The 14857-nt window shown below is 28.4% G+C and carries 17 protein-coding genes; 9 read left to right on the top strand and 8 right to left on the bottom strand.

The features are described from left to right. Positions 1–8 precede the first annotated feature (8 nt). A complete protein-coding gene (locus tag CRU94_RS07545; protein WP_129106173.1) occupies positions 9–713 on the bottom strand; it encodes a UDP-2,3-diacylglucosamine diphosphatase in 705 nt (234 codons plus the stop codon). A 1-nt stretch (position 714) separates the two neighbouring features. Further along, the gene (gene greA, locus CRU94_RS07540) at positions 715–1200 is read right to left on the bottom strand and encodes a transcription elongation factor GreA (protein ID WP_129106172.1); all 486 of its coding nucleotides are present in this window, start codon (positions 1198–1200) and stop codon (positions 715–717) included. Between the two features lie 67 nt (positions 1201–1267). Here greA and CRU94_RS07535 point away from each other — a divergent pair, with 67 nt between their 5' ends. Together CRU94_RS07535 and CRU94_RS07530 are read left to right on the top strand one after the other, a co-directional pair. Beyond that, positions 1268–1948 (top strand): tRNA threonylcarbamoyladenosine dehydratase, encoded by a 681-nt coding sequence (locus CRU94_RS07535; protein ID WP_129106171.1) that lies wholly within the window; start codon positions 1268–1270, stop codon positions 1946–1948. A gap of 28 nt (positions 1949–1976) precedes the next feature. Next, positions 1977–2885 (top strand): chemotaxis protein CheV, encoded by a 909-nt coding sequence (locus CRU94_RS07530; RefSeq protein WP_129106170.1) that lies wholly within the window; start codon positions 1977–1979, stop codon positions 2883–2885. Between the two features lie 54 nt (positions 2886–2939). On the opposite strand, the gene argH is transcribed toward CRU94_RS07530, so the two are convergent. Next, positions 2940–4331 carry an argininosuccinate lyase gene (gene argH / locus CRU94_RS07525; protein WP_129106169.1) on the bottom strand — a complete coding sequence of 464 codons (1392 nt, stop codon included), beginning with the start codon at positions 4329–4331 and terminating at the stop codon, positions 2940–2942. 83 nt (positions 4332–4414) lie between these two features. Between argH and CRU94_RS07520 the strand changes: the two genes are divergently transcribed. After that, a complete protein-coding gene (locus CRU94_RS07520; RefSeq protein ID WP_129106168.1) occupies positions 4415–5662 on the top strand; it encodes a GGDEF domain-containing protein in 1248 nt (415 codons plus the stop codon). A gap of 6 nt (positions 5663–5668) precedes the next feature. Here the strand turns inward: CRU94_RS07520 and CRU94_RS07515 are convergent, their stop codons facing one another. Then, the gene (locus CRU94_RS07515) at positions 5669–6292 is read right to left on the bottom strand and encodes a CBS domain-containing protein (protein WP_129106167.1); all 624 of its coding nucleotides are present in this window, start codon (positions 6290–6292) and stop codon (positions 5669–5671) included. A 54-nt stretch (positions 6293–6346) separates the two neighbouring features. Beyond that, on the bottom strand, positions 6347–7276 hold the full coding sequence (locus CRU94_RS07510) for a NifU family protein (RefSeq protein ID WP_129106166.1): 930 nt from the start codon (positions 7274–7276) through the stop codon (positions 6347–6349). Between the two features lie 230 nt (positions 7277–7506). Here CRU94_RS07510 and sufB point away from each other — a divergent pair, with 230 nt between their 5' ends. From sufB to CRU94_RS07480, 6 genes are read left to right on the top strand one after another with little or no spacing between them, the layout of a single operon-like run. Then, positions 7507–8943, top strand: coding sequence for a Fe-S cluster assembly protein SufB (sufB, locus tag CRU94_RS07505; RefSeq protein WP_129106165.1), 1437 nt, complete (start codon positions 7507–7509; stop codon positions 8941–8943). A gap of 3 nt (positions 8944–8946) precedes the next feature. Then, the gene (gene sufC, locus CRU94_RS07500; RefSeq protein ID WP_129106164.1) at positions 8947–9720 is read left to right on the top strand and encodes a Fe-S cluster assembly ATPase SufC; all 774 of its coding nucleotides are present in this window, start codon (positions 8947–8949) and stop codon (positions 9718–9720) included. Then, positions 9707–10726: a SufD family Fe-S cluster assembly protein gene (locus tag CRU94_RS07495; RefSeq protein ID WP_129106163.1), complete on the top strand. Its 1020-nt coding sequence runs from the start codon at positions 9707–9709 to the stop codon at positions 10724–10726. Before sufC ends, CRU94_RS07495 begins: the two co-directional genes overlap by 14 nt. A gap of 1 nt (position 10727) precedes the next feature. Further along, positions 10728–11915, top strand: a complete 1188-nt coding sequence (locus tag CRU94_RS07490; protein ID WP_129106162.1) for an aminotransferase class V-fold PLP-dependent enzyme — start codon at positions 10728–10730, stop codon at positions 11913–11915. Between the two features lie 6 nt (positions 11916–11921). Then, on the top strand, positions 11922–12329 hold the full coding sequence (locus CRU94_RS07485) for a SufE family protein (protein ID WP_258237426.1): 408 nt from the start codon (positions 11922–11924) through the stop codon (positions 12327–12329). Between the two features lie 23 nt (positions 12330–12352). Further along, on the top strand, positions 12353–12703 hold the full coding sequence (locus tag CRU94_RS07480; protein WP_066161310.1) for a metal-sulfur cluster assembly factor: 351 nt from the start codon (positions 12353–12355) through the stop codon (positions 12701–12703). A 23-nt stretch (positions 12704–12726) separates the two neighbouring features. Here the strand turns inward: CRU94_RS07480 and CRU94_RS07475 are convergent, their stop codons facing one another. From CRU94_RS07475 to CRU94_RS07465, 3 genes are all read right to left on the bottom strand, one after another. Next, positions 12727–13194, bottom strand: a complete 468-nt coding sequence (locus CRU94_RS07475; protein ID WP_129106159.1) for a DUF6036 family nucleotidyltransferase — start codon at positions 13192–13194, stop codon at positions 12727–12729. Next, the gene (locus CRU94_RS07470) at positions 13194–13424 is read right to left on the bottom strand and encodes a hypothetical protein (protein ID WP_066161309.1); all 231 of its coding nucleotides are present in this window, start codon (positions 13422–13424) and stop codon (positions 13194–13196) included. Before CRU94_RS07470 ends, CRU94_RS07475 begins: the two co-directional genes overlap by 1 nt. Positions 13425–13634: 210 nt before the next feature. Continuing rightward, on the bottom strand, positions 13635–14843 hold the full coding sequence (locus CRU94_RS07465; protein ID WP_129106158.1) for a porin: 1209 nt from the start codon (positions 14841–14843) through the stop codon (positions 13635–13637). Positions 14844–14857 lie beyond the last annotated feature (14 nt).

The following is a 14857-nucleotide window of genomic DNA, read 5'->3' as shown; positions in this document are numbered from 1 at the left end:
ATATCCTTTTAATCTTCTAATTTTTCATTTAAAAATTTACCATCTTTAAATCTTGTAAAACTCTTTTGACAAGCTAAAGATGGAATATTTATATACTCTTGATCTCCTATTTTGTAAGATTTTGCTTGATGAAAGTGCCCCTCTATAATAATATCTTCTTTATAGTTTTTTACTCTTTTATTTGCCAACTCTTCAAAATAGTCTAAAGTGTGACAAATATTTTTATTATCAAGTGCTTTTTCAATTCTTTTGCTTATAAAAAAGTTTATATCAATAAAATTTAAAAATTTAAGTAGAGAACTATTTCTAATAACCTTGCAATACAAATTATAGTGCCAATTAACAAAATTATCTCCATGAGAGATAGCTATTTTTTTATCTTTATAGTTTAAAATTAAAGGTTGTTTTTCTCTTTTTAGAACTTTTATATTTGGAAAAAGTGTTTGTAAGTTATAATCATGATTTCCCTCTAAATAAAAAATTTCATGATTTTTTGAAAGAGTGTTTATATTATCTATTAAATTTTGATATTTTTTTACAAAATATCTTGACTCACCAGAGATAAAATCAAAATTATCTCCCATTAAAAAAATTTGATTAGCCTCTATTTTTTGGCTTATCAAATCTTCTAAAATAGTCTTAAACTCTTGATTTTTTAAATTGTAGTGTGAATCTGCTATAAAAATGGCTTCATCTTCTAAAAATAGCTTCAAACTATAGCTCTATCTCTTTATAAAATATTGCATAAACCTCAAAAGTTTTATCTCCACCTGGAAGCTTTGCAGTAAACTCATCTCCTTCAACTTTTCCCATAAGTTGTTTTGCTAAAGGTGAATTAAAAGATATAAATCCTTTTTCAACATTTGACTCAACTCCACCAACAATAGTATAAGTAAACTCTTCATCACTTACTACATCAAATAGTGTAACAGTTGATCCAAAACTAACTCTATCATGTGGTAAAACAGAAGGATCTACAATAACTGCTTTAGAGATAATATTACTTAATTCAGCAACTTGTACATCTATTAGTTTTAGTTTCTCTTTTGCACTATGATACTCAGCATTCTCCTTTAAATCTCCCAATTGTCTAGCTTCATCAAGAGCAATAACAGTTTGGGGTCTTTCGATGCTTTTTAAATAGTCCAACTCTTTTGTTACTTTGTTGTAACCAGCAAGCGTCATTGGCTCTTTATCCATATCATAACCTCTTTTAATAAATATTTTTGTGTTATAATAGCCAAAAATTTGTAAAGAAGATTTAAATATGCAATATAATAGAACAAAAATGCTTTTTGGAGAAGAGGCTTTTAATAAATTTCAAAATACAAAATTAATACTTTTTGGTGTTGGAGGAGTGGGAAGTTTCGCACTTGATGCTTTATATAATACTGGTATTACAGATATAACAATAGTTGATTTTGATACCTATGAACCATCAAATCAAAATAGACAATTGGGAAGTCATGGAAATATAGGAAGAAAAAAAGTTGAAGTTATGAAAGAGAGATATCCAAATGTAACTCCTATTTGTGTAAAAATAACACCTGAGTGGATTGATAACTTTGATTTTTCATCTTATGATTATATTTTAGATGCAATTGATGATGTAACTCCAAAAGTTCATTTGATAAAAAAATATTTTACAAAAGTAATAAGTACAGGTGGAGGAGCAAAAAGAATTGACCCTCTTCAAATTACTTATGGCTCTATTTGGGAGACAAAAAATGATAAATTTATAAAAAAAGTAAGAGAAGAGCTTAAAAAACAGGGTTTCAAAAAGAAATTTAAAGTTATTTATTCAACAGAGACTCCACTTTGCATCGATAAAGGTAGTTTTGAAGGAGTAACTGCTAGTTTTGGGCTTATGATGGCATCTGTTACTATTCAAAAAATAGTAAGAAAGTTAAATTTAGTTAAAGATAGTCAAAGTAAAAAATTTATATAATATCCAACATTCTAAATAAAGGATCTACATGGGTGGTATTGGTGGTAGTGTTGAACAGATGACACAAGGACATTTACGAAATGTTCAGCAATTAGCAGTATTTTACACTGGTCATAATAATATTTACGCAATAAATATAGCAAAAGTTAAAGCATTTATCATAACAGAAGAAGTTGCTATAAATGATACTCCAAAAGATACAAACATCATAGCAGGAATAGCTACAATTAGGGGTGAACCTGTTACTTTAGTAAACCTTGATGCTTGGCTTGGACTTAAACCTCTTGAGATAAAAGATTACAAGTTAATTATTTTTTGTGAGTTTAATCATAAAAAAATAGGTTTTTTAGTTAAAGATATGCTTGATATTGTAGAGAAAACAACTCAAGAGTTAAGACATACAGAAGAGACAAACTCAAAAATTACATATACAACTTATGTAAAAGTAAACAACAAAGATGAACTTTGTACAGTTTTTAATGCTGAGCAACTTTTAAGAGATATTAAGTGGACAGATGATGGTGGAAGAGATATCAAAAAATATGTTGAGGGGAGAATTCAATCATCTAAAAAAATACTTGCAGCAGAGGATTCAGCAGTTGCAAGAGAGGTTTTACATAAATTCTTTTCTCAAATAGAGGTTGATTATGAGATATACTCAAATGGTGGAGATCTGCTTGATAGAATTGAAGATTTAGATCCTTCAAAAATAGGTTTAATCGTAACAGATATTGAGATGCCTGGAACTGATGGTTATCAAGTTGCATCATTTATTAAAAATAATCAAAAATATGAGCACATACCTGTAGTTGTAAACTCATCTATGACAACAGATGCTGTAAGAGGAAAAATGGAGAGAATTGGAATCGATGGATTTGTAGGAAAAACTGATATAAATTCTCTATATAATCTTACAAATAGACTCTTAATAAGATAGTTTTTATCTTATTACTTTAAAAGCCAAAGATTTTAATCTTTGGCTTTTTTTATTTTAATTATCTTTTAACCAATCTTTAAAATTATCAATTTGAATTTGAGTCTGTTTTGTAGAAGTTCCACCAAAAGAGTCTCTACTATTCATAGAGTTTTTCAAATTTAAGTATGAAATTATCTCTTCATCAATATTTTCAAGCTCTTTTGTGCTGTTTCTAATCTCATTAATATTTAACTGGCTAATATCTTTGTTTAATCTATTTGCTTCCTGTACAAGCTCTTTTGTAATATAATAAGCCGTTCTAAAAGGCATATTTTGTTTTAAAACTAAATAATCTGCTAAATCAGTTGCAGTTAAATGCCCTATTTTACAAGCATTTTCCATAATATCTACATTTACTTTCATAGTTTTAATAACTTCATTTAAGATATTTAATGATATTTCAATAGTAGCAACTGAATCAAAAACTCCCTCTTTATCCTCTTGTGTATCTTTATTGTATGCCAAAGGAAGAGATTTCATAACTGTTAAAAGTGATATTAAATTTCCATAAACTCTTCCCGTTTTTCCTCTTAATAACTCAGGTACATCAGGATTTTTCTTTTGAGGCATAATAGAGCTTGTAGTTGCATACATATCACTCATTTGAACAAATCTAAACTCATAAGATGACCAAAGAATCAACTCTTCAGAAATTCTACTTATATGCATCATTGTTGTACTTATGTTAAACAATAATTCCAGTGCAAAATCTCTATTTGAAACACTATCCATAGCATTTTGTGTTGGTCCATAAAAACCTAAAAGTTCTGCTGTTTTAAATCTATCAATATTATGAGGAGTTCCTGCAAGTGCTGCACTTCCTAGTGGTGAATAGTTGTTTCTATCATATGATGATGCAAATCTTTCAAAATCTCTTTTAAACATATTTGCATATGCCATCATATGGTATCCAAAATTTATAGGCTGTGCGTGTTGTAAGTGAGTCATTCCAGGCATTAGTGCAGTTGTATGTTTTGAAGCTACATCTACAAATGTTGATATTAGCTCTTTAATTTGAGCTTGAATTGATTTTGTTTTCTCTTGAACATAAAGTGTAAAATCTGTACAAACTTGGTCATTTCTACTTCTTGCCGTGTGAAGTCTTTTACCAGCATCTCCGATTATTTGTGTAAGTCTATTTTCAACAGCCATATGAATATCTTCATACTCTAAAGAGAATTTAAATTCTCCTTTTTCAATCTCTTTTAAAACTTGTAAAAGCCCACTCTCTATCTGTTTTTGTTCATCACTTGAGATAATATTTTGCAAAGCCAACATTTTAGAGTGTGCAATAGATCCTTTTATATCTTGAGAGTATAACTCTTTGTCAAACATAATTGAAGCATTAAACTCATCTAATAGTTTTGCATTTGTATTTTTTAATATCTGATTGTTTTGTTCTGTCATATTGAATAATCCTACTTTTTATTAGGGGTTTATTATATCATAACTGATATAATTTTACTTACGAAAATTCAAGGGTATCCTATATGAACAATATCAAAGATATTACAAAAAACACTCTAGAGGCACTAAGAGAGAAAAAACTTCAAGTAACTCCCGAAAACTATTTTTTAGAGTTTAAAAATCAATCAAAACTTTTAAATGGTCACACTGAAGAGATAGCTATATATGAAAATAGTTTAAAAAATCTAACAAAGGATGAGAAGAAAAAATTAATAGATGAATCTATTTTTAAAATTATATCAATACTATCTTCAAGAGTTACAAACGATGAACTAAAATTACTTATTGCAACTTTTAATGATCTTTTAACTCCTGCTATTAATTTTGAGTTAAAAGAGGAGATTGAAAATTTTATTTTAGAGTCTTTAAAAAACCCAAAAAATGTGACTTCAAAAGAGTCAATATTAAAGATCAAAGAGTTTGCAAAAGAGCGAATAAATGGTGATAGAAGAGTATTAAAAGAGAAAACAAATGATATTATAAAATTAACCTCTTTAATGAGTAGATACTATGACAAAGCTTTAAATGATAGTAATAGTTCAAATGAAGATATTAAAAAGATAAAAGAGGATTTAGTATCTTTAGATATATCTGATTTTTCAAAAAGAGAGTTAATCTCTGTTCAAAAAAGATTAATAGAGACAATTTATAAGCTTGAAAATTCACTTTTAGAAAATAATCGAATTTTATCAACAAATATAGATAAAGTTAAACTTCTTCAAGCACAAATAAATGATCTTGAAAAAGAGCTTCAAGTTGCTAAAGAGGAGTATTTATATGACTTTTTAACAAATATTTTAAACAGAAGAGCTTATGAAAATGAAGCAAAAAAGATGGAGAAACAGTTTTTTATATTTGAAACTAATTTTGCTATTGTATTTTTTGATATTGACCACTTCAAAAAGATAAATGATGCTTTTGGGCACTCATGTGGAGATGAGATATTAAAATCATTTGCGCAAATTCTAAAAAATCTTACAAGAAAAGAGGATATTATCGCTAGATTTGGTGGAGAGGAGTTTGTTGCACTTATAAATTTTAGGGATAAAATTGAAGTAAATAGATATATAAAAAGAGTTAAAAATGCTTTTTTAAATAGAGTTTTTGTTTATAAAGATAATAAAATAAATATAACCTTCTCTGCTGGAGTTACTTTTAGAAACAACTATGACTCTATTGCACAAGCTCAAGAAAAAGCTGATAGTCTACTTTATGAAGCAAAGCATCAAGGTAGAGATAGAGTTATTTTTGATGATGGAACTGTTATTTAAGTTTTATTATGACCAAAGCTGAAGCTTTGGTAAGTTTGCAACTGCTTTTAAAATATCTGTTTTTGAAACAATTCCAACTAAAGTATCACTCTCATCAACTATTGGAATAGCATCTATTTTTAAATCTAACATTATTTTTACCACATGTCTAACATCTGATTGAGGATCTGCTGTTATAACTTCAGGCAAATATACATCATCTATTTTTCTATTTAAAATTGTCTGAGTATCATCTAAGTTATTCATTAAAAGAGTTAAAATTATATTTTTATTTACAATTCCAATAATCTTTTTCCCAAAATCTGTAACTGGAACTTGTGAAATTTTTTTATCTTTTATAAAATAGTATATCTCTTCTATTGTTGAATCTTTTGTAACATGAAAAACATCTTGCGTCATAATATCACCTATTTTATAAACAGGCTCCAAAGTATCTAATTGAGCTATTTTTTTATAAGAGTTTAGAAACTCTTTTTTCTGCTCTTGGCTTAATTGACTAGAAAAATCTTGAATTAATCCCTCTTTTGGTTCAAATCTAATTGGCTCTATCTCTTCAATAGTTTTAAGATTGTATAAATTGTCACTTGTACTTCTAAATCCTACCGTTCCATTGTTATATATTGCAAACATTTAGACCCCCAAAAAAAGTTTTTTATATTGTAACAGATTATTATAAATTTGTTATCAAACAGGTAAAACTCTAATATTTTCATCAATTTTACTTTGTAAAATTGACTCAATTGCATAAAGTGTTCCCATACTTCCAGCACTACATCCACTACAAGCACCCAAATATCTTATATATAAATCGTAGTGAGGAGCTGATTCAACCAACTCTAATACTTCCATATTTCCACCATCCATAATAAGCATTGGTCTTACATCATCATCTAAAACATCTTCTATTAATTTAATTCTCTCATCTTGTGACATATCTATAAAACTTTTATTCAAATAGCTAGGTTCGTTTGTTTTTTCTTCTTCAATTTTTTTTCTTGTTTGTTCTAAAATATCACTTAAATATATCTCTTTTTCTTCAAGACCACCCTCTTTTGCACATGATTTACAAAAAACTCCAGCGTGTGTATATTTTTGTAACTCTTCAATAGTTTTTATATCATGCTCTCTTATTAAATTTACAACTTCACCCAAAGTTGTCCTTGCACAGTCACAAATTATATAATCAGAGCTAAAATCATCAATATTTCTAATATTTGCATTTAAAGCAACTTTCTTTAACACAACAAAATTTAAAAAACCATTATGAAGCTCTTGAATATCAATTGCTGGAATTTGTGGTTCATCTCTTAATGCAAACTCAACATCTGTTTTAAACATATTTGCAACTTTTTCAAGAGTTTTTCCAATACAAAGCTCTATCATCATATCATTTAAAGCAACTATAACTCCAGTTGCAAATGATTTAAATTTTGCGTCAAATACTGTTTTATCTTTTGTAATTGCAAAATATACTCTTAAAGCATCACTTCCGTTTGATTCAAAATCAGCAACAACCAACTTGCATCCAAATTTTGTTGCATCCTCTTTTGTAATCTCTCCAAAGTGTTTTGGACTATTAATTCTATCTTCTATTTTTTTTGAGTAATTTTTCATATATTTTCCATTATTTTTATTTATTTAAAAAATTTTTGTATTTTATTTAAATTAGGATAAATTTTATCTTAATTTAAAATCGCCATTTTATCGTATTTTTAAGCAAAAAAATTGCTTATTTTTTTACTTTATTAGGATTTATGCCTTTACATTATATACTTATTTCGATATTATTCCAATTAGGATAAAAACTGTCCTATTTAAAATCAAATAAATTTTACGGAGAAGTCATGAGTGAAAACCAACAAATACATGACATTATAAACAGTGATTATAAACTTGGCTTTGAAACTTTAGTTCAAAGCGATACCTTTGCAAAGGGTTTAAATGAAGATGTTATAAGAGCTATTAGTGCAAAAAAAGAGGAGCCTGAGTTTTTATTAGAATTTAGATTAAAAGCTTATGAGAAGTGGCTAAAAATGGAAGAGCCAACTTGGGCTAAATTAAATTATCCAAAGATAGATTATCAAGATTATGCATACTATTCAGCTCCTAAAAAAGCTCTTGGTTCTTTAGATGAAGTTGATCCTGAAATCTTAAAAACTTATGAGAAGTTAGGAATTCCACTTGAAGAGCAAAATATGCTTGCAGGTGTTGCAGTTGATGCTGTTTTTGACTCAGTTTCAATAAAAACAACTTATCAAGATGAGCTTGAAAAATTAGGAATTATATTTTGCTCAATTAGTGAAGCAGCACATAGATTTCCAGATCTTGTAAAAACATATTTAGCAAGCGTTGTTCCTGTAACTGATAACTATTTTGCCTGTTTAAATAGTGCTGTTTTTACAGATGGAAGTTTTGTTTATATTCCAAAAAATACAAGATGCCCAATGGAGCTTTCAACTTATTTTAGAATAAATGCTTTAAATACAGGACAGTTTGAAAGAACTTTGATTATTTGCGATGAGGGAAGCTATGTTTCATACAATGAAGGATGCTCAGCTCCAAGCAGAGATGATAGACAACTTCACGCAGCAGTTGTTGAGTTAGTTGCACTTAAAGATGCTCATATAAAATACTCAACTATTCAAAACTGGTATCCAGGTGATGATGAAGGAAAAGGTGGAATTTTAAACTTTGTTACAAAAAGAGCTTTATGCAAAGGTGATAACTCAAAAGTATCATGGACACAAGTTGAAACAGGTTCAAGTATAACTTGGAAATACCCTTCATGTGTTCTTCAAGGTGATAATAGTGTTGGAGAGTTCTACTCTGTTGCAATTACATCAAGAGCTCAACAAGCTGATACTGGAACAAAGATGATTCATTTGGGTAAAAATACTAAATCAACAATTATCTCAAAAGGAATTTCAGCACTTAAAGGTGTAAATATATATAGAGGACTGGTGCGAGTTGGAAAAAATGCACAAAATGCTAGAAATATCTCTGAGTGTGACTCACTTTTAATTGGAAATAAGTGTCAAGCTCACACTTATCCATATCATGAGATTAGAAATAGTAGTGCAAATATTGAGCATGAAGCAACAACATCAAAAATTTCAGATGAACAGCTATTTTATCTAAACCAAAGAGGAATAGATGAAGAGGATGCTATTGCTATGATTGTAAATGGTTTTTGTAAAGAGGTTTTAAAAGAGTTACCAATGGAGTTTGCTGCTGAAGCAAAAGAGTTATTAAGTATTTCATTAGAAGGAAGTGTGGGTTAAATTATGAGTAATAAAGATACATTGTTAAAAATAGAAGATTTAAAAGTAAGTATAAATAGTAATGAGATTTTAAAAGGATTAAATTTAGAGATAAAACCAGGTGAGATTCATGCACTTATGGGTGTAAATGGAGCTGGAAAATCAACTTTAGTTAAAACTTTAGCAGCTCACTATGACTGTGAAGTTGTGGGTGGTAAAGTTACATTTAAAAACAAAGATTTATTACAAATGGATGCATCACAAAGAGCAAATGAGGGAATTTTTATGAGTTTTCAATCTCCTGTAGAAGTTCCTGGTGTAAATAATAGCTACTTTTTAAGAACAGCTATGAACGCAAAAAGAGCTTACGAAGGAAAAGAAGAGCTTGATGCAATGCAGTTTTTAAAACTTGTAAAAGAGGAGACAAATAAGTTTGATATTGATAGAAAACTATTACAAAGAGATTTAAATGATGGATTTAGTGGTGGAGAGAAAAAAAGAAACGAGCTTATTCAACTTTTAATGCTAAGTCCTGATTTAATAATGCTAGATGAGATTGATAGTGGACTTGATGTTGATGCTATTAAAATAGTTGCAAATGTTATAAACTCTATGCTTGATGGTAAAAAATCTATTCTTATGATTACTCACTATGATAGACTTTTAGAGCTTATCAAACCTGATTTTGTACATATTTTAAGTGATGGAAAAATTGCTAAAACTGGAGATTATAGTTTAGCTTTAGAGCTTGATAAGAAAGGTTTTGAAGCATTAGGAATAAAAAATGCAGATAAATAGTATAAAAAATCTAAAACTTCCTTCAAAAAAAGATGAAGAGTTTTTAAAAATAGATTTTGAAAGTTTTTTCTCAAAAAATTTTGAAAATATAAAAATAAATGAGTTTGAACTAGAAGATTTATCTTCAAAAGAAGATAAAAACTCTTATAAATCAATTTTATTTGATATTGCAAAAAGTTTTACAAGTGATCAAAAAGTTTTAAAAATAACAAAATCAACTCAAAAACCAATTGTAATAAACCACACAAAAAAGGATTTTGACTCTTTAAATATAAGTTCACTTAAAATTGAAGTTGAAAGTGGAGTTAAAGCATCTATTATTGAGATTTTTTCACTAGAAAATAGTGCAAATTTTATAGCAAATAGAGAGCTTGTATTAAAAGAGAATTCATCTTTAGAGTATGCAAAAATTGATAATCTAAACAAAGATTCATCAATGATTTTTTCAACAAATGCAAAGTGTGAAGATGATTCAAATTTAGATATTTATAACTTTAATATTGGTCTTGGATTTTGTTTAAATAACTATGAAAATAGTTTAGATGCACAAAATATAAACTATAGTTTAAATGGATTAAATAAGTTAGAAAATAGTTCAAATAGCTCAACTTTGGTAAAAACTATTCACAACAACAAAAACTCAACAAGTAACATAAACTACAAAAATAGTTTAAAAGATAACTCAAGAGCTGTTGTAAAAATCACTTCAATTGTAAATGAGAAAGCACCACATTCAAAAGCTTTTCAAAACTGTAACTCAATTTTATTAAGTGATAATGCTGTTGTTTTTGCTCAACCACATTTAGAGATTTATATAGATGAGTTAGAGGCTAGTCATGGAACTACAACTGGAACTTTAAATAAAGATCAACTTTACTATCTACAAAGTAGAGGTATTAGTAAAGATGAAGCTTATGATATGCTTTTAGTTGCTTTTGAAAGTTCAATTAAAGATAGCATTAAAGATGAAGAGCTTAAAAATTTAGTAGAAGAGTATTTAAAATAAGATGTATAAAAAAGATTTTCCATATTTTGCAAACTCAAATAGCGTATATTTGGACAATGGATCAACAACTCAAAAACCACAAAGTGTAATTGACTCAACTGTTGAATACTACACAAAATATTGCTCAAACACTCACAGAAGCAGTTTTGGTGATGCAAACAGAGCCACAAGTGAGTTTGAAAATACAAGAGAGTATCTACAAAAATTTATAAATGCAAAGAAAAAAGAGGAGATAATTTTTACAAGTGGAGTTACACAAAGTATAAATTTCATAGCCTCTTCTTTTGGAAAAAAGTTTAAAAATATTATTATATCTAGCCTTGAACATCATGCAAATATTGTACCTTGGCATTTACAAGGAAGAACTTTAGCAAATGGTCTTGAAGTTGTAAATTGTAATGAGAATTTGGATTTTGATTTTGAACATTTTGAAGAGCTTTTAAAGGCAAATCCAAACTCTTTTGTAAGTGTTGCTCATGTTACAAATGCTTTTGGAAAAGTTCATGATATTAAAAAGATTATCTCACTAGCTCACTCTTACAATTGCCCTGTTTTAATAGATGGAGCTCAAAGTTTAAGTAGCTTTAAAATAGATGTTCAAGAGCTAAATTGTGACTTCTTTGCAATCTCAGCTCACAAAACATTTGGTCCAACAGGAGTTGGAGCTATTTATATAAAAGAGAAGTTTTTTGATGAAGTTGAGCCTTATATTACAGGAGGTGCAGCTATAAACACGGTTGATTTTAAAGAGGGAAGCACTTTTTTAAACTCACCTTATAAATTTGAAGCTGGAACTCAAAATATAGCTGGTGTGATTGCTTTTAAAGAGGCTTTAAAATATATTGAAAATATTGGATATGAGACAATACAAAATAGAAAAAAAGAGCTTTTAGAGTATCTAAATAGTGAGTTAAAAAAGCTTCCTGATATAGTTTTTTACAACGATTTAAAAGATTGTAGTGGAAGTAGAAGTTTTAATTTCAAAGGTATTATGCACGATGATATATCGATTTTACTTGATAAACTAAAAATATCTGTTCGAGTTGGTCATCACTGTGCACAACCTATTATGAAAAAACTAAAAATTAAAGGAACTATTAGAGCTAGTTTGGCTTTTTATAATGATTTTGAAGATATTGATAAACTAATTAGTGCTTTAAAAAGAGCATTAAGTATGCTAAAGGATTAAAAAATTATGAGTATAAAACAAAGAGTTGAAAATATAAAAGAGGATTTAGATTTTTTTGATGAAGAGTTGGCTAAATATGAATATATTATTGATTTAGGAAAAAAGCTACCTACTTTTGATGAAAAAAACAAAACTCCTGAAAACTTAGTACATGGTTGTACTTCTCAAGTTTGGTTGATTTGTGAAAAAAAAGAGGACAAACTATTTTTCAAAGGTACTAGTGATGCGATAATTGTAAAAGGTTTGGTTTATATTATTTTAGAGATTTTTTCAAACTCTACAATTGAAGAGTTAAAAAAGATTGATATGGATATTGTAAGAGAGCTAGGTCTTAGTGAAGTTATAACTCCAAATAGACAAAGTGGAGTTATTGGAATGATTAAAAAAATAAAAGAGTATGCTCTAAAAGCATAAAAGCCTATATAAAGGATAAAAAAATGAGTGGAATTTTTGATAAAGAGAAGATAAAAGAGAAGATTATAGAGAATTTAAAAAAAGTTTATGACCCTGAGATTCCTGTGGATATTTACAATCTTGGGTTAATTTATAGTATTGAACTAGAAGAGCGAGAAAACTATCTGTTTTGTGAGATAGATATGACTCTTACAAGTCCAGCTTGCCCTGTTGCTGATAGTTTGCTTGAGCAGGTGCGATATGTGGCTATGGCTGTTGATGAAGTTGATGAAGCAAAAGTAAACTTAGTGTTTGAACCTGTTTGGGAACCTCATATGATGAGTGAAGATGCAAAAGAGATTATGGGTGCTAGTGGAGCTGCTATTTCTTGGTAGGTTTGAAACTTTTTGTTTCAAGCTTATTTTTTAATTTGAATCAACTTAGAAAGTTGTTTTAGCTGAACTAAATCTAATTTATCTTTTTCTCTATTTGTAGAAGATTTATTTATAATCAAATCATTTAAACACAAACAATAAGTTTCTAATCCATCAAAATCTACTTTATTTTTATTATTCCAAGCATCTTCAAAATTAAGACCGTCTATATCGGTTAAAATATCTATTCTATTTGGAGCATTTCCAATTTGTATAACACTATTTGATTCTAAAAAATCATCAGGTTTTAATTTAAAAGGTACACCAAATTCATCTAAAGCATTATATATTTTTATAGCATTTTCTTTACTTTTTTCAACCCATAAATCTATATCATATGTAGCTCTTGAATATCCTAATTTTGACATAGCAAAAGCACCAGATATTAGATACTTAACTTTAAATTCATTAAAAATTTCTATTATATCTTTATAGTCATCTGTTAAATACATTATCTATCTCTTAATGATATTTTTCTAATAATATTTTTATCAACAAACAAAGGTGCAACCATTTTATTTTCATTTTCCCATTTTTTTATTGACATAGAGTACAGCAAATCCCAAGATTTTTTACAATCTAATTCAAAATGAAAACTGTGATGATTTAAAGAGTGTAAAGGAATTTTTGTAATAGTTATTTTATCTCTTCTATTTAATGCTCTTTGTTCTCTTAGTGTCATTTATTTTCTCTTTTTTTCTATTTTAAATGTATATTATAGCATAAATTAAATTTGATGTGATATAAAATAAAGGTGGGACAGCTTAGAGCGAAACATTGCAAAGCAAGTGTTGAGAAAAGTTCCACTTCCCCGAAAAAGGCAAAAAAAAAGCTTGAGCAAAAAGCTCAAGCTTTGCAAAAGAGATAAGGCTAAGCCTTATTTCTTAAATTCTTAGAATTTATAGTTAACTTGTAGTCTTCCAGAGTTTTGTTCAGCTCCATCAAAATCTTGTTGACCATATCTAATATATCCATCTAGGTTTTTAGACATTTTATATGTTAATTGTGCAAAATACTCATCTTGTTTTGCAGTTCCAGTAGTTTCTGTTGTTAATTTATCTTTTCCTAAAGCAGATTTAGCAACATCATACTCTAATTTATTATAGTTAAAAGATAGATTTAAGTTATCTAAAATATCAGCACCTAAAGTTGCTTGTAGGAATTTAGCATCTGCTTTTCCTAAAGTGTTTAATCTCCACCCTAAAGAAGCATTTTGTGCATCTGTATCAAGAGCTGTTAATCCACCCTCTTCATCTGTCATAGAGTAAGCAACTCTAGCATTAACAATTCCAACTTTACCATCAACAGCAACTCTTAAAAGAGTGTTAGTATCATCTGAATTATCTAATTCTAAAGATACATATCTTACTTCGTATCCAATTTTTGCATTTTCAGCTAAATCAGCTTTTCCATGAACAGCAAGTGCATAAGTATCGAATTGATCGTTTGCATTTAAATACCAAGCTTCTGCATTTACAATACCATAGTTAGCTTGTAGAGTTGCAGCATAGATATCTTCTGAACCAGAAAGTTCTAAAGCTCCATTATCAGTTTTAGCTGTATCTATATTTGTTTGATTAAAATATGCAAGTCCTAAAACAAAGTTATCAACAGCAGTTACAGAGAAAATTCCTGTTCCAGTTTGCTCACCACCGTCATTGTCAGTTGCAACAGTCCATGGAGTAGCAAGACCTTGTTTACCAACATTTACAGTAGTATTTGGAATTACATTAACACCAAAGTAAGCGTGTGCTAAACCAACTTCTGGTTTTAAATCGTTTTTTGTATCTTTATCACCTTTTACTTTATCCATAGAAGCAAAGTCGTTACTACCTTTTAATCCTGGCTCAGCTACATTAAATCTTGTATTAAATTTAACATAGTCATTTACTTTTGATGATAAATTTAAGTTAATTTTATATTTATTTGCATTGCTTGTTTCTTTACCAGTTTTATCATCTCCAAAGTTATCATATCTATATGTAACTGTTCCTGATACATCTACATCTTTAATAGCTTCTTCAAGTGGTTTCGCGTTTGCACTTGTAAGACCTGCAACTGCAACAGCTGCAACTAAACTTAGTTTTGTGAATTTTTTCATTGTTTTTCTCCTAA

Source organism: Arcobacter sp. AHV-9/2010 (assembly GCF_004116575.1).
In the GTDB taxonomy this organism is placed as follows: domain Bacteria; phylum Campylobacterota; class Campylobacteria; order Campylobacterales; family Arcobacteraceae; genus Aliarcobacter; species Aliarcobacter skirrowii.
The sequence above is the reverse complement of the archived record's forward strand: the minus strand, read 5'-3'. Positions and strand labels throughout refer to the sequence as shown.